Source organism: Stenotrophomonas sp. HMSC10F06 (assembly GCF_001807865.1).
Lineage (GTDB): Bacteria > Pseudomonadota > Gammaproteobacteria > Xanthomonadales > Xanthomonadaceae > Stenotrophomonas > Stenotrophomonas bentonitica_A.
Genome location: NZ_KV791267.1, coordinates 199,828 through 222,969, shown reverse-complemented (window position 1 = coordinate 222,969; position 23,142 = coordinate 199,828). Strand labels below are relative to the sequence as shown.

20 protein-coding genes, 1 other RNA gene and 1 pseudogene are annotated in these 23,142 nt (G+C 67.9%); 8 read left to right on the top strand and 14 right to left on the bottom strand.

What is annotated here, in order from left to right; genetic code table 11:
- Nucleotides 1-2: 2 nt before the first annotated feature.
- From murG to mraZ, 9 genes are read right to left on the bottom strand one after another with little or no spacing between them, the layout of a single operon-like run.
- On the bottom strand, nt 3-1,097 hold the full coding sequence (gene murG, locus HMPREF3113_RS08195) for an undecaprenyldiphospho-muramoylpentapeptide beta-N-acetylglucosaminyltransferase (RefSeq protein WP_070471724.1): 1,095 nt from the start codon (nt 1,095-1,097) through the stop codon (nt 3-5).
- Nucleotides 1,094-2,422 carry a putative lipid II flippase FtsW gene (ftsW, locus tag HMPREF3113_RS08190; RefSeq protein WP_070471723.1) on the bottom strand — a complete coding sequence of 443 codons (1,329 nt, stop codon included), beginning with the start codon at nt 2,420-2,422 and terminating at the stop codon, nt 1,094-1,096. The genes murG and ftsW overlap by 4 nt, the downstream gene beginning before the upstream one ends.
- Nucleotides 2,422-3,507 carry a phospho-N-acetylmuramoyl-pentapeptide-transferase gene (mraY, locus tag HMPREF3113_RS08185; protein ID WP_019182488.1) on the bottom strand — a complete coding sequence of 362 codons (1,086 nt, stop codon included), beginning with the start codon at nt 3,505-3,507 and terminating at the stop codon, nt 2,422-2,424. The genes ftsW and mraY overlap by 1 nt, the downstream gene beginning before the upstream one ends.
- On the bottom strand, nt 3,497-4,891 hold the full coding sequence (gene murF / locus HMPREF3113_RS08180; RefSeq protein WP_070471722.1) for a UDP-N-acetylmuramoyl-tripeptide--D-alanyl-D-alanine ligase: 1,395 nt from the start codon (nt 4,889-4,891) through the stop codon (nt 3,497-3,499). The genes mraY and murF overlap by 11 nt, the downstream gene beginning before the upstream one ends.
- Nucleotides 4,888-6,390, bottom strand: a complete 1,503-nt coding sequence (locus HMPREF3113_RS08175; RefSeq protein WP_070471721.1) for a UDP-N-acetylmuramoyl-L-alanyl-D-glutamate--2,6-diaminopimelate ligase — start codon at nt 6,388-6,390, stop codon at nt 4,888-4,890. The genes murF and HMPREF3113_RS08175 overlap by 4 nt, the downstream gene beginning before the upstream one ends.
- On the bottom strand, nt 6,387-8,231 hold the full coding sequence (locus HMPREF3113_RS08170; RefSeq protein ID WP_070471720.1) for a peptidoglycan D,D-transpeptidase FtsI family protein: 1,845 nt from the start codon (nt 8,229-8,231) through the stop codon (nt 6,387-6,389). The genes HMPREF3113_RS08175 and HMPREF3113_RS08170 overlap by 4 nt, the downstream gene beginning before the upstream one ends.
- A complete protein-coding gene (ftsL, locus tag HMPREF3113_RS08165) occupies nt 8,228-8,491 on the bottom strand; it encodes a cell division protein FtsL (RefSeq protein ID WP_019182492.1) in 264 nt (87 codons plus the stop codon). The genes HMPREF3113_RS08170 and ftsL overlap by 4 nt, the downstream gene beginning before the upstream one ends.
- Nucleotides 8,488-9,456, bottom strand: a complete 969-nt coding sequence (rsmH, locus tag HMPREF3113_RS08160) for a 16S rRNA (cytosine(1402)-N(4))-methyltransferase RsmH (RefSeq protein ID WP_070471719.1) — start codon at nt 9,454-9,456, stop codon at nt 8,488-8,490. Before rsmH ends, ftsL begins: the two co-directional genes overlap by 4 nt.
- Before the next feature lie 14 nt (nt 9,457-9,470).
- Nucleotides 9,471-9,917 (bottom strand): division/cell wall cluster transcriptional repressor MraZ, encoded by a 447-nt coding sequence (gene mraZ / locus HMPREF3113_RS08155; protein ID WP_019182494.1) that lies wholly within the window; start codon nt 9,915-9,917, stop codon nt 9,471-9,473.
- 324 nt (nt 9,918-10,241) lie between these two features.
- Between mraZ and HMPREF3113_RS08150 the strand changes: the two genes are divergently transcribed.
- Both HMPREF3113_RS08150 and rnpB read left to right on the top strand, forming a co-directional pair.
- On the top strand, nt 10,242-11,018 hold the full coding sequence (locus tag HMPREF3113_RS08150) for an NRDE family protein (RefSeq protein ID WP_070471718.1): 777 nt from the start codon (nt 10,242-10,244) through the stop codon (nt 11,016-11,018).
- Nucleotides 11,019-11,044: 26 nt separating this feature from the next.
- Nucleotides 11,045-11,395, top strand: an RNA gene (gene rnpB, locus HMPREF3113_RS08145) — RNase P RNA component class A.
- A gap of 279 nt (nt 11,396-11,674) precedes the next feature.
- On the opposite strand, the gene rsmI is transcribed toward rnpB, so the two are convergent.
- The gene (gene rsmI, locus HMPREF3113_RS08140; RefSeq protein ID WP_070471717.1) at nt 11,675-12,496 is read right to left on the bottom strand and encodes a 16S rRNA (cytidine(1402)-2'-O)-methyltransferase; all 822 of its coding nucleotides are present in this window, start codon (nt 12,494-12,496) and stop codon (nt 11,675-11,677) included.
- A 79-nt stretch (nt 12,497-12,575) separates the two neighbouring features.
- Between rsmI and HMPREF3113_RS08135 the strand changes: the two genes are divergently transcribed.
- Genes HMPREF3113_RS08135 through HMPREF3113_RS08120 form a run of 4 tightly spaced genes read left to right on the top strand, consistent with a single transcriptional unit; the run spans nt 12,576 to nt 16,601 of the window.
- A complete protein-coding gene (locus HMPREF3113_RS08135) occupies nt 12,576-14,297 on the top strand; it encodes a penicillin-binding protein activator (protein ID WP_070471765.1) in 1,722 nt (573 codons plus the stop codon).
- Between the two features lie 5 nt (nt 14,298-14,302).
- Nucleotides 14,303-14,671 (top strand): YraN family protein, encoded by a 369-nt coding sequence (locus tag HMPREF3113_RS08130; protein WP_070471766.1) that lies wholly within the window; start codon nt 14,303-14,305, stop codon nt 14,669-14,671.
- A complete protein-coding gene (locus tag HMPREF3113_RS08125) occupies nt 14,671-15,210 on the top strand; it encodes a metal-dependent hydrolase (RefSeq protein ID WP_070471716.1) in 540 nt (179 codons plus the stop codon). Before HMPREF3113_RS08130 ends, HMPREF3113_RS08125 begins: the two co-directional genes overlap by 1 nt.
- Nucleotides 15,210-16,601, top strand: a complete 1,392-nt coding sequence (locus tag HMPREF3113_RS08120; RefSeq protein WP_070471715.1) for an FAD-binding oxidoreductase — start codon at nt 15,210-15,212, stop codon at nt 16,599-16,601. Before HMPREF3113_RS08125 ends, HMPREF3113_RS08120 begins: the two co-directional genes overlap by 1 nt.
- Before the next feature lie 86 nt (nt 16,602-16,687).
- Here the strand turns inward: HMPREF3113_RS08120 and HMPREF3113_RS18325 are convergent.
- The 4 genes and pseudogenes from HMPREF3113_RS18325 to HMPREF3113_RS08100 form a co-directional block, all read right to left on the bottom strand.
- Nucleotides 16,688-17,305, bottom strand: a pseudogene (locus HMPREF3113_RS18325) (autotransporter outer membrane beta-barrel domain-containing protein); the annotation flags it as partial.
- Nucleotides 17,306-17,337: 32 nt separating this feature from the next.
- Nucleotides 17,338-18,198 (bottom strand): fimbrial protein, encoded by an 861-nt coding sequence (locus HMPREF3113_RS18940; protein ID WP_254427834.1) that lies wholly within the window; start codon nt 18,196-18,198, stop codon nt 17,338-17,340.
- A gap of 155 nt (nt 18,199-18,353) precedes the next feature.
- On the bottom strand, nt 18,354-18,863 hold the full coding sequence (locus tag HMPREF3113_RS08105; protein ID WP_070471713.1) for a fimbrial protein: 510 nt from the start codon (nt 18,861-18,863) through the stop codon (nt 18,354-18,356).
- 33 nt (nt 18,864-18,896) lie between these two features.
- On the bottom strand, nt 18,897-21,341 hold the full coding sequence (locus HMPREF3113_RS08100) for a fimbria/pilus outer membrane usher protein (protein ID WP_254427833.1): 2,445 nt from the start codon (nt 21,339-21,341) through the stop codon (nt 18,897-18,899).
- 460 nt (nt 21,342-21,801) lie between these two features.
- Here HMPREF3113_RS08100 and HMPREF3113_RS08095 point away from each other — a divergent pair, with 460 nt between their 5' ends.
- Complete coding sequence (locus tag HMPREF3113_RS08095; RefSeq protein WP_070471763.1) at nt 21,802-22,314, top strand: fimbrial protein; 513 nt, start codon at nt 21,802-21,804, stop codon at nt 22,312-22,314.
- Between the two features lie 76 nt (nt 22,315-22,390).
- Nucleotides 22,391-23,113 (top strand): fimbrial biogenesis chaperone, encoded by a 723-nt coding sequence (locus HMPREF3113_RS08090; RefSeq protein ID WP_139146319.1) that lies wholly within the window; start codon nt 22,391-22,393, stop codon nt 23,111-23,113.
- Nucleotides 23,114-23,142 lie beyond the last annotated feature (29 nt).

Sequence of the window (23,142 nt, the reverse complement as noted above, 5' to 3'; positions counted from 1 at the left end):
GTTCATTTGGATTCCTCGAGAATGATGTCGGCGATGCGCTCAGCGGCATCGACCTTGGCCAGGGCACGCGCGGCGTTGGCCATCTGCATGCGTCGGGCGGAATTTTCGGACAGATCGCGCAGCACGCCTTCCAACTGCGTCGCCAGCGTTTCATCCTGCTTCAGCAACACGGCCGCGCCGCGCTCGACCAGATACTCCGCATTGCGGGTCTGGTGATCGTCGACGGCCGCCGCGAACGGCACCAGCACGCTGCCCACACCGACCGCGCAGAGCTCGGCCAGGGTGGAGGCACCGGAGCGGCACACGACCAGATCGGCCCAGGCGAACGCCTCGGCCATATCGGCGATGAAGGGTTCCACGCTTGCCTGCACGCCGGCATCGGCATAGGCCTGCAGGGCTTCGGCATGCAGCTTCTCGCCGCTCTGGTGACGCACCTGCACCGGCATGCCGGCGCCCAGTGCGGCCAGCGCCTTGGGCACCGCGTTGTTGAGCACGCGTGCGCCCTGGCTGCCACCGAGCACCAGCAGGTGCAACGGGCCCTGGCGATTGGCCAGGCGCAGATCCGGCGGCGTGATCGCGGCGATCTCGGCACGCACCGGGTTGCCGACCGCTTCCTCGCGCTTGGCGAAGCTGCCCGGGAAACCGGCCAGCACGCGGCGCGCGACGCGCGACAGCACGCGGTTGGTCATGCCCGGGGCACGGTTCTGTTCGTGCACCAGCAGCGGCAGGCCATGCAGGCGCGCGGCGATGCCGCCGGGGCCGGAAGCAAAGCCACCGAAGGCGATCACCGCCCGCGGCTGGCGATCGCGGATCAGGAAGCCGGCCGCGCGGATCGCGCGCAGCAGCCGCAGCGGTGCGCCGATCAGGGCCAGCTTGCCCTTGCCGCGCAGGCCACCGATGGCGAGCGTATCGATGTGGATATCGTGCTGCGGCACCAGGCGCGTTTCCATCGCGCCATCGGCACCGAGCCAGGTGACCGGCACGCCGCGTTCGCGCAGCACCTTGGCCACGGCCAGGCCGGGGAAGATGTGCCCACCGGTACCGCCGGCCATGATCATGACCGGGCGCTGGGACGGATCGAGGCGAGGCGTGCTCATCCCATCCTCCCCAGCGTCGGTTCGATGCGTTGCTGCATGCGGCTGGTGCCACGGGTGGCGCTGTCGCGCGGTGCGGCATCGCGGTTGCCGCTGTCCTGCATCGCCGCGGCGACCGCGCTGGCGCTGTCGGCCTTGGGCACGTCGCCCGGCAGCGGGCCTTCCTGGTCGGCGCCCATGCGCACGGCCTGGCGGCGCTCGGCGCGGTCCAGTTCATAGGAGACGCGCAGCAGCAGGCCCATCGCCACGCAGGTCATCAGCACACTCGAGCCGCCCGAGGAAATCAGCGGCAGGGTCAGGCCCTTGGTCGGCAGGATGCCGAGGTTGACCCCGATCGAGACGAAGCTCTGCATGCTGATCCACAGGCCGATGCCGAAGGCGATGTAGCCGGAGAAGTGGCGCTTCATTTCCACGCAGCGCATCCCCAGCCAGAAGGTGCGGCCGACCAGCAGCGCATACAGCGAAATGATCAGGCAGGTGCCAAGGAAGCCCAGCTCCTCGGCGGTGACCGAGAAGATGAAATCGGTATGCGCTTCGGGCAGGTAATAGAGCTTCTGCACCGAGTTGCCCAGGCCCACGCCGGTCCACTCGCCACGGCCCACGGCCATCAGCGCGTTGGACAGCTGGTAACCGTCGCCCTGCTGATCGGCCCACGGGTCCAGGAAGGAGGTGATGCGGCGCATGCGGTACGGTTCGATGATCGCCAGCGCGCTCATGCCGACCATGCCGATGATCACCGGCATGGACATGCGCGGCATGTTGACCCCGCCCAGCACCAGCATGCCGGCGGTGATCGCCAGCAGCAGCGTGGACGAGCCGAAGTCCGGCTGCAGCAGCAACAGCACCACCAGCGCGCCGGCCACGCCCAGCGGCTTGAGCATTGCCGGCCAGGTGGCGTTGACCTCATCGCGGAAGCGGACCAGGTAGCTGGACAGCCACACGATGTAGAGCACCTTCACCGCTTCGACGGTCTGGAACTTGGAAATACCGAGGTTGATCCAGCGGCGGGCACCGTTGACGCTGCTGCCCAGGCCCGGGATGAACACCACCACCAGCAGCGCGAAGCAGCCCAGCAGCAGGATCTGGTTGTACTGCTCGATGCTCTTGAGCTCGGTGCGCATGGCGATGATTGCCAGGCCGATACCCACCGCCAGGAAGATCAGGTGGCGGTTGAGGTAATAGAACGGGCTGCTCATCAGCGCGATCGAGCTCGACGCGACCATCACCACGCCCAGCCCGGTGAGCGCGATGATCGCGCCCAGCAGCCACTTGTCGAAGTGGCCTCCGATGGCTTCAAGGCGGGTTGCCTGGCGCGACAGGTCGTTCATCAGCGGACCTTCAACGTGGCCAGGCCGATCAGGACCAGCACGACCGAGATGATCCAGAAGCGCACGATCACGCGCGGCTCCGGCCAGCCCTTCAGTTCGAAGTGATGGTGGATCGGTGCCATGCGGAATACGCGCTTGCCGGTCAGCTTGAACGAGGCGACCTGGATCATCACCGACAGCGTCTCGATCACGAACACGCCACCCATCACCACCAGCACCAGTTCCTGGCGGGTGATCACCGCGATCGTGCCCAGCACCGCGCCCAGCGCCAGCGCGCCGATGTCGCCCATGAAGACCATGGCCGGATAGGTGTTGAACCAGAGGAAGCCCAGCCCTGCGCCGGCGATCGCCGCGCAGATGATGACCAGCTCACCGGCGCCCGGGATCTGCGGGATCTGCAGGTAGCTGGAGAACACCACGTTGCCCGAGGCGTAGGCGAACACGCCCAGCGCGCAGGCGACCAGCACCGTCGGCATGATCGCCAGCCCGTCCAGGCCGTCGGTCAGGTTGACCGCGTTGGAGAAGCCGACGATCCAGAAGTAGGCGATGGCCACGAAGCTGATGCCGGCCAGCGGCAGCGCGATCGACTTGAACATCGGGATGTAGAACGTCATCGCCGCCGGGACATCGGCGGTGTAGAACAGGAACAGACCGGCCGCGAGGCCGAAGATCGACTGCAGCAGGTACTTCCAGCGCGACTTCAGGCCGTTGGGATCACGACGGACGATCTTGATCCAGTCGTCGTACCAGCCGATCGCGCCAAAGCAGAGCATCACCGCCAGCACCAGCCAGACGTAACGGTTGCGCAGGTCGGCCCACAGCAGCACCGACAGCGTGATCGTCAGCAGGATCAGCGAGCCGCCCATGGTCGGCGTGCCGGCCTTGGAGAAATGGGTCTGCGGCCCGTCCTTGCGGATCGGCTGGCCGCCCTTGAACTGGGCAAGCTTGCGGATCATCGCCGGGCCGAGCCACAGCGACAGGAACAGGGCGGTCAGCGCCGCGAGGATGCCGCGCAGGGTCAGGTAGCCGAACAGCCCGAACAGGCTCTCCAACTGCTGCAGCCATCGGGCCAGTTCAAGCAACATTGGGGGTTTCCTCTCCTTGCGCGAGCAGCGCTTTGACGATCGTGTCCATGGCGCTGCCACGCGAGCCCTTGACCAGGCAGCGCACGCCGGCATGCAGTTCGGTGGCGAGCGCGGCGGCCAGGGCCTGGTGACTCTGGAACTGTTGGCCGCCTTCACCGAAGGCGGTCGAGGCGGCGGCGCTCAGCGGACCGAGCGTGTACAGCCGCGCCAGGCCAGCCTCGCGCGCACGGCGGCCGGCCTGCGCATGCAGCGCCTCGCCGTCCGGGCCGAGTTCGCGCATGTCGCCGAGCACCAGCCAGCCTTCTTCCTTCGCGCCTGCCAAGGCATCGATGGCCGCGGCCAACGAGCCGGGGTTGGCGTTGTAACTGTCATCGATCAGCACCGCCCCGTTGGGCAGCTGGTGCGCGATCTGGCGGCCCGGGACCGGCTCGGCGCGGGCCAGGCCGGCGGCGATCTGCGCCACCGGAAGGCCTGCGGCCAACGCCAGCGAGGCAGCGGCCAGGGCATTGCTGATGTTGTGCCGGCCCGGCAGGCCCAGCGTGATCTCTGCATCGCCCTGCGGCGTGGACAGCACGAACTGGCTGCCCTGCGCGGCCGGACGGATCGCACGCGCGGTGACATCGGCGCTGTGGTCCAGGCCGTAGCGCAGCACGCGGCAGCGCGGCGGCTGGCCGACGATGTGCTGTTCGAACCAGATCCCGAAGGCGTCATCGGCATTGATCACAGCCACGCCATCGGAGGGCAGCGCCGCGTAGATCGCGCCCTTGGTGGTGGCCACGCCCTGCAGGCTGCCCATGCGCTCCAGATGCGCCGGCGCGATGTTGTTCACCAGCGCGTAGTGCGGGCGCACGATCTCGGTGAGATAGGCGATATCGCCCGGCTTGCCGGCGCCCATCTCGTAGACGGCGTAGTCGGCATCTTCCGGCGCATCGAGCACCGCCAGCGGCAGGCCGATCTCGTTGTTGCGGTTGCCCGGGTTGGCGTAGACCACCTTGCGGTCGTCCCGTGCCACCTGCTCCAGAATCGCCAGCAGCAGGCTCTTGACGCTGGTCTTGCCGTTGCTGCCGGTGATCGCGAACACCTCGGTGCCGCGGTCGCGCTGCATGCCGGCGGCGATGCGGCCCAGGGCGTGCTCACTGTCGGCAACCACGATCTGCGGCAGGGCCACATCCAGCAGGCGCTCGACCAGCATCGCCGAAGCACCGCGCGCCAGGGCGTCGGCTGCGAAATCATGACCATCGAAACGCTCGCCGCGCAGCGCCACGTACAGGCTGCCCGGGGCAAGCGTGCGGGTGTCATTGCTGATCGCATCGATGGCGGTGTCTTCGCCATGGATCTCGCCACCGGCCCAATGGGCGATCAGCGACAGCGGTGTGCGCTTCATGGGGCCTCCCTGCGCAGCGTGCCCACGTTGTCCACACGCGCGGCCAGCACTCGGCCGGCAACCTCGGTGTCGTCGAAGGCGTGCTTGACCCCGTGGATCTCTTGGTAGGGCTCGTGTCCCTTGCCGGCGATCAGCACGATGTCGCCCGTGCCGGCCTGGCCGATCGCAGCAGCAATCGCGGCCGCACGGTCGCGCTGCACGGTGACCGCCGCGGGTGCGTCAAATCCCTTGAGGATGTCGGCCACGATCACGTCGCCGTCTTCGCCGCGCGGATTGTCGTCGGTGACGATCACCACGTCGGCATGCTGTTCGGCGATGGCGGCCATCTGCGGGCGCTTGCCGGTATCGCGCTCGCCGCCGCAGCCGAACACGCAGACCAGGCGGCCGGCCAGATGGCCCTGCACGCTGGTCAAGGCCTGTTCCAGTGCATCCGGGGTGTGGGCGTAATCGACCACCACGGTGGGCAGCCCACCCTCGCCGCCCAGGCGGTTCATGCGGCCGGCAATCGGCTGCAGCTGCGAGAGCAGCGCGGCGATCGCGGCCGGGGTGTGGTCCAGCGCATACAGCGCACCGGCCACGGCCAGCAGGTTGTCCACGTTGAAACGGCCGAGCAGCGGCGACTGCACCGGATGGCGCTGGCCGTCGACCACCAGGTCGAAGGCGATGCCGCGCCCATCCAGGGTGAGCGAATCGGCACGCAGGGTGGCCTGTGCGGCACCGCGCGAGCTGACGCCGATCGGGCGGACGCTCTCGCCGATGGTGCGCAGCAGCTCGCTGCCGAAGCTGTCATCGAGGTTGACCACGGCAGCCTTCAGGCCATCGCGGTGGAACAGCCTGGCCTTGGCCGCACCGTACTGCGCCATGTCGCCGTGATAGTCGAGATGGTCGCGGGTGAGATTGGTGAACACCGCCACGTCGTAATGCACGGCGTCCACGCGGCCCTGGTCGAGCGCGTGCGAGCTGACTTCCATCGCCACGGCCTGGGCGCCGGCATCGCGCAGCTGCGCCAGCACCTCATGCATCTGCAGCACCAGCGGCGTGGTGAACCCGGTCGGCACGACGTCGCCGTACAGACCCACGCCCAGCGTGCCGATGCTGCCACTGGCGGTGCCGAGCAGGTGCCAGGCCTGGGCCAGCAGCTGCACGGTGGAGGTCTTGCCGTTGGTGCCGGTCACGCCGACCATCGTCATCGCGCGCGAGGGATGGCCGTGGAACTGGTCGGCCATCGCACCCATGCGGTTGCGCAGGCCCGGCACGGCGATCGCATCGGCCGGCGCCGGCAGTTCGGCCGGGGCCGGCGGGTCGAACAGGATCGCTGCAGCGCCATTGGCGCGCGCCTGATCGACAAAGCCCAGCCCGTGCGCGCCGAAACCGGCGATCGCCACGAAGGCGTTGCCCGGGCGCACCGCGCGGCTGTCCAGCACCAGGCCGGTGAGGGTCGGATCGTGGCTCAGCGCCACATCGGGAAGCAACTGCGAAAGCAACATCGTCTGGCTCATTGGGTGCCTCCCTGCGCGGGCGGCACCGTGGCGTGCGCGCTGGGCAGCGCGGCATCGAATTCTGCGGCGGCGTCGGGGGCGATCACCGTTTCCGGCGGCGGCATCGGCAGCACCGAGGCCGAGTGGCCCATCTTTCCGGACTGCTGGGCGGCCAGCCACGACTCGATGTCGTCCGGCGGCACGTCCATCAGGCGCAGGGCGCCTTCCATCACGTTGTGGAACACCGGTGCGGACACCAGGCCGCCGTAGTACTTGCCGGCCTGCGGGTCGTTGATGACGATCACCGTGGCAAAGCGCGGGTTGGTGGCCGGCACCACACCGGCGAACAGCGCGTTGTAATGCCCGCGCTCGTACCCGCCCGGGCCGGCCTTTCGGGCCGTACCGGTCTTGCCGGCCACGTGGTAGCCCAGCACCGCGGCCTGCTTGGCGCCGCCCTGGGTGACCACGGTTTCCATCATCGCCACCACTTCCTTGGCGATGCTCTCATCGATGATCTGCTTGCCTTCGTTGCGCTGGCCCTTGACGAAGGTCGGCGCGATCAACTTGCCGCCGTTGCCCAGCGCCGAGTACGCCGTGGCGATCTGCAGCGGGGTGACATTCAGGCCGTAGCCGTAGGACATGGTGGTCTTGGACGAGCCGCTCCAGCGTGCCGGGCGCGGCAGCACGCCGGCCGATTCGCCGGGGAAGCCGCTGTGCGGCGACACGCCGTAGCCGAAGCTGTGCACGTGGTCGTAGAAGACCTGGTCCGGCATCTTGGCCGCGATCTTGGCCGCGCCGATGTTGGAGCTGCGGGTGATCACGCCGGTGACGTTGAGCACGCCGTTGTTGCGCGGCACGTCCTTGATGGTGAAACGCCCGACGGCCATGTAGCCCGGGTTGGTATCCACCGTGGTGTCCTTGGTGACCACGCCGGACTGCAGCGCCGAGGCGATGGTCAGCGGCTTCATGGTCGAACCCGGCTCGACCAGATCGGTCACCGCGCGGTTGCGACGGGTGTCCGGTGCCGCGCCGCCGACGGCGTTGGGGTTGTAGGTCGGCAGGTTGACCATGGCCAGCACTTCACCGGTGGCCACGTCCATGATCACCATCGAGCCGCCGGCCGCCTTGTTGGCGATCAGCGCGTTGCGCAGCTCCTTGAAGGCCAGGAACTGGATGCGGCGGTCGATGCTGAGGGTAAGGTCCTTGCCCGGCTCGGCGGCGCGCAGCAGATCGCTCTCGACGGTGTCGCCCTTGCGGTTGCGGATCACGCGCTTGGCACCGGCCTTGCCGCGCAGCCATTCGTCGAAGGCCAGTTCCAGCCCTTCCTGGCCGCGGTCGTCGATGTTGGTGAAGCCCAGCACGTGCGCCATCGCCTCACCCTGCGGGTAGAAGCGGCGGAACTCGCGCTGCGAGGCCACGCCCGGGATCTTCAGCGCGACCACCTTCTCCGCGTCGTCCGGATTGATCCGGCGGCGCAGGTACATGAATTCCTTGTCCGCCTTCTGCGAGAGCTTGGAGGTCAGCTCGTCCAGCGGCATGCCCAGCGCGGTGGCCAGCTCCGGGATGCGGTCCGGGGCGCGCAGCAGTTCCTGCGGGTTGACCCAGATCGAGGCGACCGGCGTGGAGACCGCCACCGGCTCGCCGTTGCGGTCGGTGATCATGCCGCGCGAGGTATTGATCGGCAGCTCGCGCAGGTAACGGGCTTCGCCCTGGCGCTGGTAGAACTCGCTGTTGATGATCTGCACGTAGGCAGCGCGACCGACCAGCGAGACCGAGCACAAGCCGAGCGCCAGCCCCACCCACTTCAGGCGCTGGCGGAGGTTGAAGCTGTTGCGCGCACGGTTGCGCCCGGACTTGTTCATGGCCGGATCACCACGACATCGGCCGCTTCGGGGAACTTCATGCCCAGGCGCTCGCGGGCGACGCGGTCGACCCGAGTGGCCTCGGCCAGGGTGGCCTGCTCGAGCTGCAGGCGACCGAACTCGATGTTGATCTCATCGCGCGCCCGCTCGACCCGGGACAGCTCCACGAAGGTCTGGCGGTGGCGATGGCGCATGAACACCACGCCGATCGCCGAGGCGACGGTGCAGGCCAGCAGCACGATCAACAGCAGGCGGCTCATCCGGCCACCTCGCACTTCTCGGCGACGCGCAGCACGGCGCTGCGCGAGCGCGGATTGACCGCCAGCTCGTCATCGTCGGCCTTGATGGCGCCGCCGTGCAGCAGCAGGGTCGGCACGAACGGCTGCGCCTCGGGCAACCGGCGGTTGCTCGGCGGGGCCTTGGCATGGCGGTTCATGAACTGCTTGACGATGCGGTCTTCCAGCGAATGGAAGCTGATCACGGCCAGGCGGCCACCGGGCTTGAGGCGCGCCAGGGCGGCATCCAGGCCGGCCTCGAGGTCGGCCAGTTCGCGGTTGATGTGGATGCGGATCGCCTGGAAGCTGCGCGTGGCCGGGTTGATCTTGTCCTTGCCACGCGGCATCACCGAGGCGATCACCTCCGCCAGCTCGGCGGTGCGGGTGAAGGGTTGCTTGTCGCGGCGGGCGACGATGGCCTTGGCGATGCGGCGGCCCTGGCGCTCTTCGCCGTAGGTCCACAGCACGTCCATCAACTCGCGCTCTTCAACGCGGTTGAGCCACTGCGCCGCGCTTTCGCCGCTGTCCGGGTCCATGCGCATGTCCAGCGGGCCGTCCTTGCCGAAGCTGAAGCCACGCTCGGCGACATCCAGCTGGGGCGAGGACACGCCCAGGTCGAACAGCACGCCATCCAGGCCCTGCGCCGTGGCCTCCCAGTGCAGCAGATCGGCGAAGCTGCCACGGAAGATCGAGACGCGCGGGTCCGGCGCGAAATCACGCTCGGCTACCGCAATCGCCTCGGGATCCTTATCCATGACCAGCAGCCGGCCTCCGGGACCGAGTTGCTCGAGCACGCCGCGGGCGTGACCGCCACGACCGAACGTGCCATCGAGATACACTCCGTTTTCGATCACCTTCAGGCCATCCAGGACCTGCGTGTACAGGACCGGCAGGTGGCCTGCCGGCGACTGCGACACCGGAAGGTGACCGGTCTGCGCTGCTCCGCGCATCCGGGCACCCCGGCTCACAACTTCAGGTCGAGCAACCCATCGCCGAGATCCTCGTCAGACAACGTCTGCTGGATCAACGCGCGATGAGCCTGCTCGCTCCACAATTCGAATTTGTCGCCCATACCGAGCAGCACCGCCTTCTTTTCAATGCCAACGGCACCACGGTGGCTGGCGGGAATACTGATGCGGCCATTGCCGTCCAGCTCCAGATGCGCGGCCGAACCGACCAGCTTCTGTTGCAGGAGGCGCACGACGCGCTGTGTGTTGGGCTTGGACATGACGTCATCACGGACGCGTTCCCATTCCTGTTCGGCGTACAGCCAGAGGCAGCCGGACTCGAACGGGTTGTAGGTCAGGACCAGACGGTTGTTGCTCACACGCGCGACAAGGTCGCGATGCGCGGTCGGAACCGCCATGCGCCCTTTGTCGTCAACAGTGATGGCCGTCTCGCCTTGAAACACGACGTTTTCACCTTTCCTTCGCCTGGTGAAACATTGAACCACGAAAAACCACAAAAAACCCGGTTTCCCCTCTCATGCCCACCTTAGCAGTGCCGATTGGGTTGTCAACAACTTTGCGAAGGGGAAATCACTTTGAACATCAAGGGCTTGCAGCAATGTTTAGAGACTTGTTCAAGGCTTATCCACAAGTTGCTGTTTCGTCTCATTTTTTGAGATTTCGCCGAAGTTCAGGCCTGTGGAGACCGCGTGAAACATCGCCGCGTATTCAGTCCTGACGCGGTCGGCATCGTCTCGCCGCTGCGCAGAACCGGCACAATGTGAGGCATGTGTCTGCTCGCCCTCGCATGGAAAACACACCCGCTCTGGCAGCTGGTGATGGCCGGCAACCGCGATGAGTTCCACGCGCGGCCCACCGCCGCGCTGGCGCGCTGGTCTCCGCCGGATGAGGCCGTGGCCGCCGGCCGCGACCTGCGCTCGGGCGGGACCTGGGCCGGGATCGGCGCGCAGGGTCGGATGGCGGTGGTGACCAATGTCCGCGACCCGCTGGCCCGGCAGACCGGCCCCTCGCGCGGCGCCCTGGTGGCCGGCTACCTGCGCGACGATGCGCCGGCGGCCGTCTTCGCCGACCAGCTCGCCGCACGCGCGGTCGAGTTCGCCCCCTTCAACCTGGTGCTGGCCGACCGCGGCAGCTGCCAGTTCCTGGGCAACCACCCCCTGCACCGCCAACCGCTGGCCCCGGGCATCCATGGCGTGTCCAACGGGCCGCTGGACGCGCCGTGGCCGAAAACCGTGACATTGAACGCAGCGCTGCGCGCGTGGGTGGACGCCGGCAGCGAGGACCTGACCCCGCTGTGGGACGCTCTGCGCGATGAGACCCGCGCCGACGACCGCGCCCTGCCCGACACCGGCATCGGCCTGGCGCGCGAGCGCTGGCTGTCCTCCGCCTTCATCCGCAGCCCCGAGTACGGCACCCGCGCCAGCACGATCATCGCGCTGGACGCCAATGGCCACGGCTTCATCGCCGAGCGCCGGTTCGATGCGGAGGGTGTCTGCATCGGCGAGACCCGGCTGACGACCACGCAGCTGTCTGCGCCGAGGTGACGTGAATGTGGGACAATGCGCACGGCGGAGTCGGCCAGACAGTCGCGTCATCCCTTGCGGATGCCGAGGAAAGTCCGGGCTCCACAGGGCAAGGTGCCAGGTAACGCCTGGGCGGCGCGAGCCGACGGAAAGTGCAACAGAAAGATACCGCCTACGTTTCCTTCGGGAAGCCGGTAAGGGTGAAATGGTGCGGTAAGAGCGCACCGCGAGTCTGGCAACAGACCGGCACGGCAAACCCCACCTGGAGCAAGACCAAATAGGGACCTAATGGCGTGGCCCGCGTCGGGTCCGGGTAGGTTGCTTGAGCGCTGCGGTGACGCAGCGCCTAGAAGAATGACTGTCCACGACAAAACCCGGCTTATCGGCCGGCTCCGCCGCTTTTTTCGTCATGACGAAAAAGCCCCAGGGTTTGCAGCGCAAACCTGGGGCCCCGGGCCACCAGCGCCCAGTTCCCCGCGGCTGTCGCCGCGCCCCCCTTTACCAAAGGGGGCTGTGCATCCAGACGGTTGGCGTGGGCCGGCATTCAATCTGCACGCGCGGTAGAACCACCCCATGGGTGGCTGCCACACGTTCTGGCACAGCGTGCAGCCACCCATGGGGTGGCTACCTTCTTTGGCACCGCGTGCAGCCACCCGTGGGGTGGCGCGACCGGCCGATCAACCGCCGTACAGGGCTTTTCTGGGGGCACCGGTGAGTTCGGCGGCGAGCTTGGCTGCGGTGGACGGCGGGAGGTGTTCGCTGAGCTTGGCGTACATGCGGCGGCCGGCGGCCAACTGAGCCTCCTCATCGTCGGCCGCGCCCTGCACCATCACAACGAACTCGCCCTTGCGCTGGTTGTCGTCCGCCTCGACCCGCTGCAGCAGCGAGGCCAGGTCACCGTCGAGCACGGTCTCGAACAACTTGGTCAGCTCGCGCGCCAGCACCGCCGGGCGCTCCGGCCCGAACGCGGCGATCATGTCCGCCAGCGATTCGGTGATCCGGTGCGAGGATTCGTAGAACACCAGGGTGCGGGTTTCACCGGCCAGCGCGTGGAGGCGCTCGCGGCGGCCGGAGGCCTTGGCCGGCAGGAAGCCCTCGAAGGTGAAGCGGTCGCTGGGCAGGCCGGCCACGCTAAGCGCGGCGATCGCCGCACACGCACCCGGGATCGGGCTGACCTTGATCCCGGCATCGCGCGCGGCGCGCACCAGCCGGTAACCCGGGTCGCTGACCAGCGGGGTACCGGCATCACTGACCAGCGCCAGCGACTCGCCCGCCAGCAGGCGCGCCACGATCCGCTGCGACAACGCTTCTTCATTGTGGTCATGCAGCGCCACCAGCGGCTGCTGGATGCCGAAGTGGGCCAGCAGCTGGCCGCTGCGACGGGTGTCCTCGGCGCAGATCGCGGCCACCGAACGCAGCACGTCCTGCGCGCGCGGGGTCAGATCGGCGAGGTTGCCGATCGGGGTGGCAACGACATACAGCGTGGGGACAGCACTCATCAGCGGCTCTTCCGTGGTCAAGGGTAGAATCGTACCGTTCCCCGGCCACGGCCGCTGCCCCCATCGAATGGACCTGATCATGAACAAGCCCGTCGTACGGATCTCCGCCCTTTCGTTGTCGCTGATGCTGCTTGCCGGCTGCGCCACGACCAGCTTCACCAGTGCGCCGGATTCGCCGGCCCAGAGCCAGGCCTTGGCGCTGATCGAGCAGGGCAAGCCGCGCGATGCGGCGGTCCAGCTGGAAGCCCTGGCCAACACCCTGCGCGGCAGTGCCCGCAGCGCCGCGCTGGCCGATGCCGCCTTCGCCTGGCACGAAGCCGGCGATGCCACCCGCGCCCGCACGCTGCTGGCCCAGGTCACTGCGCGCCAGCTCAGCGGCGCCAGCCTGCAGCGGTATCAGCTGACCACCGCCGAGCTGGCCCTGGCCGACAAGCAGCCGGCGCAGGCGCTGGCCGCACTGAAAGAATCGGCCGAGGCGGTCACCCCATCGCTGCGTACCCGCTGGCAGTTGGCGCGCGCCAACGCACTGCAGGCCACCGGCGACAACCTCGGTGCCGCGCTCGAGCGCGCCCGTGCGCACGCCGCGCTGACCGGCAAAGCGCGTACCGACAACCAGCAGGCCATCGCCGGCCTGCTCGGCACGCTGGACGATGCCACCCTGCGCGCCCGCGCGGCGGCACTGCCGGCCAACGAGCCGCTGTACAACTTCGCCGGCCGTGCGCTGATCGCCCGGGGCCTGCCGCTGCCGCGTCCGTTCGATCGCGAAGGCGCCTCGCAGTTCGATACCAGCAAGCGCCCGCCGGCGATGAGCGATGGCTATCGTCCGCCCGTGAAGATGGCCGTGCTGCTGCCGCTCAGCGGCCGCCTGGCCACCGCCGCGCAGCCGGTCCGCGATGGCCTGCTCAGCGGTTACTACGGTGAAACCCGCCGCCGCCCGGACATCCAGTTCATCGATACCGCCGGCACCGCGGCCGGGGCCGTGGCGGCCTACGACAAGGCCGTGACCGCCGGCGCCGATTTCATCGTCGGCCCGCTCGGCCGCGACGAAGTGGATGCCGTGTTCGGCCGCCGCGAGCTTCCGGTGCCGGTGCTGGCGCTGAACCGCGGCAAGGACACCCCGCCGGCCGGTAGCGCCGGTTTCTCGCTGGCCCCGGAAGACGACGGCATCATCGCCGCCGAGTATCTTCGCGGCCGCGAACGCAGCAAGGTGCTGGTGATCCACAGCAACGATGACAACGGCCGCCGTGCCGCTGCCGCCTTCCGCGAGCGCTTCGCGCAGCGTGGTGGCCAGGTGGTGGCGACGATCGGCGTCAGCGACACCGTCGGTGATATCGGCGCGCAGGTGCGTGCCGCCGGTGCCATCGACGGCGTGCTGCTGGCGGTCAAGGCACCACAGGCGCGTGCGCTGACGCCGCAACTCGCACTGGCCGGTGCCGGCGGCGCCACCCGCGTCGGCACCTCCCAGCTCACCGTCGGCGCCGGCAAGCCCGAAGAAGACATGGCGCTGGACGGCATCGTCTACCCGAACGAAGCCTGGAACGTGCGCGGCGTGCCCGGCCTGCCAGCCGCGTCCACCGCCGGGCAGATCCTGCCCTCGGCACGTGGCGCCTCCGGTCGGCTGTTCGCGTTTGGTTTCGACGCCTGGAAGATCAGCGCCTACCTGGACAAGGTCGCCACCGAAGGCGGCCTGGCCGGCGCCACCGGCACCCTGTTCCTGGACAGCAACGGCAACGTGTTGCGGGTACCGGCGTGGTCGACCTTCAGCGGCGGCCGGCCGATGCCGATCGCCAGCAGCAACTGATCGGCGTGCCGACAGGGCGCGCGCTACGTGGCGCGGCGGTGGAAGCCGCCGCGCAGCACCATCTCCGTGAGGCCGGGCTGCGCCCGGTCACCACCAACGCGCGTTATCGCCGCGGTGAGATCGACCTGATCATGCGCGACGGCGATGTCGTCGTGTTCGTGGAAGTGCGCTACCGCGCCAGTGCCCGCTTTGGCGGCGGCGCGGCCTCGGTGGACCTGCGCAAGCGACGCAAGCTGGTGATCGCCGCGCAGTTGTTCCTGCAATCGCATCCCTGGCTGGCCGAGCAGCCCTGCCGCTTCGACGTGGTTGAAGCCAGTGGCGAGCCGCCGCAGCTGAACTGGCTGCGCGACGCGTTCCGGCTGGACGACTGCTGATGCCCTCCATCTTCACCCACGCCGCCATTCCGCTGGCGCTGTGGTGCGCCGCGGATCGCGGTCGCATCGCCGCGCCGTTGCTGGCCGCGGGCGTGGTCGCGGCGATGCTGCCCGACGCCGATGTGCTGGCCTTCGCGCTGCACATTCCCTATGCCGACAGCTTCGGCCACCGTGGGGCCAGTCATTCGATCGTGTTCGCTGCGGTGCTGGCCGTGCTCGCTGCGGTACTGCATACGCGCCTGCGCGCCAGTGCAGTGCAGGCCGCCGCGTTCGTTGGCATCAGTGCGCTGTCGCACCCGCTGCTGGACGCGCTCACCTCCGGCGGGCTGGGTGTTGCCCTGTGGTGGCCATGGAGTGGCGAGCGGTTGTTCGCACCGTGGCGCCCGATCCGTGTGTCGCCGTTCGCCGGGCAGTTCTTCAGCGCGCGCGGGCTGGCCACTGTTGTATCTGAACTGCGTTGGGTGTGGTTGCCGCTGGCCGCCGCCGTGATCGGCTGGAGGCTGATCCAACGCGCCCCTGTGAATTCCCGGAACGCCTGATGTCGACCACCCCCGCCCTGCCCGCCGCCTTCTTGTCCACCGTGCATGCCCTGCTGGGCGACGACGGCTGGCGCACCGATGACGCCGTGCTGGCCGCCCACGCGCAGGACAACTCCTGGCGCAGCCAGTTGCCGCTCGGCGTGGCGTTTCCGCGTGACCGCGAGCAGGTGGTGGCGCTGGTCCGCGCCTGCCGCACGCACCATGTGGCCGTGGTGGCGCGCGGCGCGGGCACCGGCACCACCGGCGCGGCGGTACCGGTCAACGGCAGCATCGTGCTGTCGTTCGCGCGCATGGCGCGCATCCTCGACATCCAGCCCGGCAACCGCTGCGCGGTGGTCGAACCGGGTGTGCTCAACGGCGACCTGCAGCAGGCGCTGATGCCGCACGGCCTGTTCTGGGCACCGGACCCGTCCAGCGCCGACATCTGCAGCATCGGCGGCAACCTGGCGTGCAATGCCGGTGGCCCGCGCGCGGTGAAGTACGGCACCAGCCGCGACAACGTGCTCGGGCTGGTGGCGGTGACCGGCGCAGGCGACCTCATCCACTGCGGCGGCGCCTACACCAAGGACGCCACCGGCTACGACCTTACCCACCTGCTGGTGGGCAGCGAAGGCACCCTGGCGCTGATCGTGGAAGCCACGCTGAAGCTCACCCCGCTTCCGGTCGCCCAGGCCGGGCTGCGCGTGTTGTATCGCGATGCCGATGCGGCCGCGGCGGCCGTGTCGCGGCTGATGGCGCAACCGGTGGTGCCCACGCGGCTGGAATTCATGGACGCGCGCAGCCTGGAGCTGCTGCGTCGCAATGGCGCCGACGTGCCCGAGGCCGGCGCGATGTTGCTGGTGGAAGCCGACGGCGACCACGACACCCTGCCCTACCTGCTGCAGGCACTGGCCACCGCCGCCGAGGGCGACGGCATGATCGCGTTGGACGTGGCGATGGAAGGGGCCGCGCGCGAAAAACTGTGGGCCGCGCGCAAGGCGCTGTCGCCCGCGCTGCGCAGCATCGCCCCGGGCAAGATCAACGAAGACGTGGTGGTGCCGGTGTCGCGCATCCCCGACCTGGTGGCCGGCGTGCAGGCGCTGGCGCGCGAATACGCGCTCACCATCGTCACCTTCGGCCATGCCGGCAACGGCAACCTGCACGTCAACATCCTCTACCACCCCGACGACGCCGACGAAAACGCACGCGCGCATGCGGCGCTGCCGAAGATCTTCGAACTGACGCTGGCGTTGGGCGGCACGTTGTCGGGCGAGCATGGCATCGGCCTGGCCAAGCGCGACTTCATGGCCAAGGCGTTCAGCCCGGCCACGCTGGCAACGATGCGCGCGATCAAGGCCGCGCTGGATCCGGATGGCATCCTCAACCCAGGCAAGGTGCTGCCGCCGGGGTGACACCCGCCGGGCATGGCCCGGCGCTACCGGTTACCCGGGGTCGGATCCCATTGCCAAGCAATGGGCTCCGACCCCGGCACTGTCGCTTACCAGGCCATGCGCAGGCCCACCTGGCCACCCACATTGCGGTAACCGTGGTCACCCCGCTGCACGGTCAGGCCACCCCATGCGCCCCAGCGCTGGCCCAGCTTCAACTCGGCACCGGCCTGCATTTCATAGCGGTTGCGCGGCACATCCGCACCCAGCGTGTCACCGTTGAACTGCAAGGCGCTGGTGCCGCTGCCGCGCAGCCAGTTCCCCCCCAGGTACGTGCCAGCTGCAGCGCCATGACCGAACACGCGCACAGCCCGGGCGCCCGTTCAGGCCACCGGCATCGGCACGATCGATCGCCGTGCAGTTGTGTTCCATGGCGATCAGCGTCGAAGTCGACATACGACAGCTGCGGCTGCAGATACAGCTGGCTCGACGCACCCTGCCAGACGTTGAACGTGTAACCGGCCTCCAGCGACGCCCTGGCCATCCGCGAATCGTATTGCTCCGGCTCCAGGCCGATACCCCTCACGCGGTTGTCGAAACCGCCGTACTGCACGTTCGTATCCATATAGGCGCCGTGAGTGCCCTCGCCATCCTGCAACCAGGTGCCATAAACACCCAGCGGCAGTACCACGCACGCGGCCGGTAGCGGTGTAGCCGGTCAGATCCGCCTGCGACGCTGGCGAAACTCCCGACATCGCCGCTACCAGTAATCGACGTTCAACACCGCCTCCCCCTTGATGATGCCGGGCGTGAGTGTCTCCGTGGTGCGGATGTAGCGCGCCGTGAACTCGTGGTTATGCATGCCGCCCACCCCCGGGTCGAAATCCCACTGCTGGCCGAACTGGACCTCGCTGCCTGCACGCATCAGCTGCACACGGACACCGCCGGCATCCGAACCCGCACTGGGTGTCAGCTGGCTTCCGGTATTGCCAGGGTCTGCAGCATCATGCAACGAGATCCTGGCCCGGGGCGTATCCGCGCCGCAATCCATCCGAATGGCCACCACTTTCTCTCCTGCCGTGCTGCCTGGTGCGGACAACTCGGCGAAATCGACATCCCGCAGGTCCTCCGCCGCGTCCAGCAGCGGGCACGTGACGTGTGGGAATTTCAGGTTGATCCTGAGCGGAATCGTGAGTCCCAGCGAAGGAAAATCAGGCGCATCGATCTTGAGGCTGCCTGACATCTCATAGGTGCGCATGGGAGTTCCCCGTGAGAAAGCGTAGGCGCGAAAATTGAAATCGGCTTTGGGGCTCTCCGTTGCCGCTATATCCATGACATACGGTGTGGTACTACCCGGAGTGACGGGTTGAGCAGACCATCCTATGACCTGCATGAACGCAAAGCCGATCAACGGCGAATCATCCGCAAAGTCGTAAACGGGCAGCGTCATTCCGTCATAGCTGATGGTACCTGCCGGCCTGAGTCCAGGCATATCCAGCGTGAGCGCCATATCATAGAGGCCGGGGACACTGCATGCGCTGAAGTTGGCAACGGCACCGCCGTAATCCATGAACCGTCCCTCGGAGGGCGGCGAGGAGCTGTAGGTCTTGTCGAAGTTCATCGGGTAACCCCGGCTTGTCGTACACGCAACTGCAGTCGCGCAGAAGCCAAGTGAACACAGCAAGCCGATCGCCATGCGCAGTCCGGAGTGCCTTGCCCGCCTGATTTGGCGCGCGGCGCTGATCATGCTTCTGGTCGGCGTGGGTACATTCGTTCTCATTCGTAGTCCGCCGTCACCACGATCTCCGTGGAAACCCCACCGGCTTCGGGCACGCCTGCGGGAGGCAGGTAGTACGCCGCTCTCAGGTCGTAACGCGCGCTGGTGCCGGTCACCGGCACATCGATGCCGGTGTCGCCGTCCTTGAGATAGGTGCTGCCGGTGGTACCCGACAGCAGCGAAATCGACACGCCACCGGCCGGGTCGGTAGCTTCGGTGTTCTTCCAGCGCGTCGCATCGCCGTCGGCAGCGGTGCCGGCGAAGGACAGCACCGCCTTGCTCACGCCCACGCAGCCGTTGAACTCCAGCGCGCCGGCCTTGATCTGGCTGTCCGTGCCGGGGGTGAGGTCGCTGGTTTTGACCGGGTCCAGATCGATCCGCGCATCCGTAAGCGTGCAGGTGCCGGGCAGCACCCGGCCGCTGATGGTGAGGGTGGCGCTGTCGGCCATGGCCAGCGGCGCCACGGCCAACAGAGCGGTGCACAGGGTCAAGCGGTTGAACAGATTCATGCAGAACTCCAGATAGGGAAAGGAAAGAAAGACTCAGAACGACGCTGCGCTGGACACATCCAGAGCGGCCTGCAGACCCGGGCTGGGCGCGGGCAGCGGTGTGCAGACCGCCTGGCTCCAGGACAGCCCGTAGGCATCCGGGGCATCGGGCGTGGTGTAGTGCAGGCGACAGCGCTGTGGACCATCGGGATCGACGATCAACTGGCCGTGTTCGGGCGCGCCGCGCAACTGGATCACCCCGCCCTGCCCGACCGCACCGAATGCGCGGCCGGCCTCGTCTTCAACGCGGGCGGCGAACGGCAGGGGCTGGCCCAGCGCGTCGGTGGCATCGATGAACAGCGTGCGCTCGCGCTTGGCGTTGAAGGCCACCCGCACGATGCTGCCGGCGGTGGGGGCGACACGCTGCGAGGTCTGCAGCAGTTCCACATCCAGCGGCAGGCCGGACGGGTCCAGGTCGATCTGGTTCCAGCGGTAGGGGCTGACGTGCGGCAGCAACGCATAGCCATTGCGCGCCACCCGGGTATCGCTTCCGTACCCGACCTTTGCCCCATGCGCACCCTCGGCCTGGATCAACGCAAAGCCGTCGCCCACCGGGGCGCCGAGGTTGACGCCGCCGCCATGCAGCACCACGCTGCCGGCCGCGCTGGCCGACACCGCGCTGTAGTCGCCGGAACGGGTATACCCCGCGCTGAAGGTGCCACGTCCGCCCTGGTAGGTGGTGTAGGCACTGGTACTGCGCTGGCCGTTGCTGGCATCGCTGGCCGACAGGCTGTAACTCAGTGCGCGGTCCTCACCCAGCGTGCCGTTGATGCCCAGCTGCGCCTGGTGACCGGCAGCGGACTGCCCGACCTGGCTGCTCAGGCGCGGCGCACTCGGGCTGCGGCCCAGCGGCACGCTCACGTTGAATGCATAGCGGGTGTCCTGGCGGCCGTTGCCCAACTGGTAGCGCATCGCGGAGATGCCGTAGTTGGCGCGGCCCCAGGTGCTCTGGAAGCGCAGCTGGAAATCGTTCTGGCGGTCGGCGCTGTCCCAGTAGCTCACATGGCCCCCGCTCAGCGACAGCGTGCTGCGCTCGCCCACTCGCTGCGAGAAGTTCACCTGGTAGCGCTGGCGCGCACGGCGGCCATAGCCCCAGTCGTCGCTGCGTGCGTCGGCGAAGTCGGTCAGGGTGAGATAGCCCTGCGTGCTGTAGCGGTGCGCGGCCAGGCCGAAGTTGGTGCCGGTGGCGGCAACATAGCGCTGGAAGTTGAGCCGCACACTGTTGCCGGTCACCTGCTCGCCGTTGCTCAGGCGTGCGCGCGAATGGGTGATGTCGGCACCGAACGCGCCGATCGGCGTGTTCACCGCACCGCCGACCAATGCCGCCTGGAAACCTTCACTGGCCTGTACGCCGCCCAATGCGGTGAAGCGGTTGCTGATGCCGCGTGCGTAGGTGCCTTCGGCAAAGCGCAGGTCTTCACCGCCGCGACGGGAGGCGCGCAGTTCACCAGCGGTGGCGCTGAAGCGGCTGGCGCCGGGGCGCAGCGCCTGCGGCACCGCCGAGAAGCTGACCTTGAAGCGCTGGGTCCGGCCGTCGGCTTCGGTGACAGTCACGTCCAGGTCGCCGCCGAAGTTGGTGGGGTACAGATCCTCGATGGAGAACGGCCCCGGCGCGACGGTCACCTCATGGATGACATGGCTGTTCTGGCGGATGGTGACCACCGCGTTGCCCTCGGCAATGCCCTGCACCACCGGGGCAAAGCCGCGCAGCGAATCGGGCAGCATGCGCTCGTCGGTGGCCACGCGTGCACCGCTGAAGGCCACGCTTTCAAACAACTCGCCGCCGGTGCTGCTCTGGCCGATCAGCAACTGGCTGTTGAGCCACGGCAGGTCGCGCTGCAGGTGGCTGCTGATCACATCGTGTCGCGAACCGTGCGTGCCCTGGCTGAACGACGCGCGATGGCGCAACCGCCAGGCACCCAGATTGATGCCCGCATTGACGCTGGCGTAGGTGTTGTCCTGCCCTTGGCTGCGATTGTGGTTGACGTTGTAGTCGAAGAATCCTGCCGTGACGCCATAGTCGCGCTGCGCCGGTGCCACGTAGCCACGCGCGGTGCTGACCTGTGCGGCCTGCGGAACCGTCACCAGCAGCTGCAACGCGCCGCTGTCGAAGCTGACCGTGGCGCCCGGCACGATGGCCACCAGGTCGACACAGGCCGACGCATCATCACCCAGTGGCGTCAGGTAGGCATCCTTCAGACCCAGTTCGCGCACCAGTGCCACCGGCAGGCACGGCACGGCGCCCTGTTCGCCCGGCACGAAGGTGATGTCGCGGCTTTCGCGGAACGCCCCGTTGACCACCAGGTCCAGCGGGTACACGCCTGGCGCCATCGGATTGCCCTGCGCGTAGCGCTGCAGGTCGATGGCCTCGCCGCCGATCAGGAACCCCTCGCTGAACTGCAGGCCGTCGAGCGGATCGGCCCGGCTTGGCGCGACCATACCCAATGCCAGCGAGACGGCGATAGCCGTTGCCAAGCAGTGGCGCGTGCGACGACGAGGCGGAGCGAAGACTGGCGAGCATGCATTCATGGCGACGATCATTCGACGTCGGCTGAAACCGACATCTCCCTGTGGATGAGGGGTCGCAGCGTAGGGGTCTACCGCGCGTCATCCCATGCAATTAGTTGCAATGCTCAATGCAACCCTTAGAACTAGAGAGATTTTGCCTATCTAAGTTTCAAGCGCATTCATTTTCAGCGTCACCCGATCTGCAGTTTTTGAAATGCGGCGGATTCCCTATAGGTGTCACGCGCGGGCACGGTGCGCCGTGCATTGAACGCCACCTGTACAAACGGCGGCCATTTAAGACACCGCCTATCGTTTGCAACTTATTGCATGGTTCCGAGATATGTCTGGAACGACACTGCGCTCCTCGTATTTTCCAACCCGAGTGCAGATCATGTTGAACAAATTGAATGTAGCGATCATTTCCCTGCTGGCTGCCACGGCCGCACCGTCGGCCATGGCCGAGAAGCTGGAGATCACCGGCGAGCTGATGACCTCCACCTGCGCGGTGGACTCCACCGGCGGCACCATCACAGTGGCCATGGGCCAGGTCGACCTGAAGTCGGTCAACGCCAACACCCGTGCCGGCCAGAAGAACTTCAGCATCGGCCTGGACTGCTCCGGTTCGGGCAGTTCCCAGGAGGTGGGTGTGCGCTTTGGCGGCACGCCGCATGGCAGCACCGGCAACCTGGGTGTCGCTCCGGGCGGCGCGCAGAACGTGGGCGTTGCGCTGTACGACGCCGCCGGTGCGCACCAGAAGATCGGTGAAGATCCCACGCAGTGGGTGGTCATTCCTGCCGACGGCAAAGGCCAGCTGGACTACAGCGCGTGGTACGCCTCGCCGGGCCAGGACGCAACGGCCGGCAAGGCCGATGCCTCCGGTGATTTCGTGGTGCTCTACAAGTAACTCAACGCCCTTTCGCCGTACCTGCCGCACGTGCGGCAGGTACGGCACTTTCTTCTGGAGCAGGTGAGCAATGAACATGCGCATTACATCCCGGGCGTTCGCCCTGGTGACGCTGCTGCTGGCGAGCCATGCCTCGCTGGCCGCGGTTACGCTGCAAGGCACCCGCATCGTGCACGACGCAGGCAAGGGTCGCGACGTCACAGTGAAGGCAAGCAACGGTGGCGACCAGCCGGCCATGGTGCAGGTGTGGGTGGACGCGGGCGATAGTGATGCCCGGCCGGAGAACGTGCGCACGCCGTTCCGGCTTACCCCGGCCGACCCGCGCCTGCTGCAGGCGCATCAGGGCCAGGCCTATCGCATCACCTATGCACCGCGCCCGTCGGAGGCACCGCTGCCAACCGACCGCGAATCGGTGTTCTATTTCAACCTGCTGGACATTCCGCCCAAGCCGACCGATGCCGCAGGCAAGAATCTGCTGCAATTCGCCGTGCGCACGCGTGTGAAGCTGTTTCACCGTCCCGCAGGGTTGCCCGGCAACGCCCGCGATGCCGCGGCTGCGCTGGTATGGACCGGTGCGGGCAATGCCTTGCAGGTCACCAACCCTACCGCCTACCACGTCACCCTGAGCACGCTGACGCTGGCGGACGGCCGCAAGGTGGAGGTGGACATGATCGCCCCGGGCCAGCAGGTGCGCTACGCGCTGCCGGCGGGTGCCCCGATGCCGGCGAAGGTGACGTTCCAGTGGCTGGACGACTACGGCACGCCGCGGGACCAGCAGGCGACCGTGAGCATCCCGTAACACCCGCCTCGCGACCGTGGCGCCGGGCT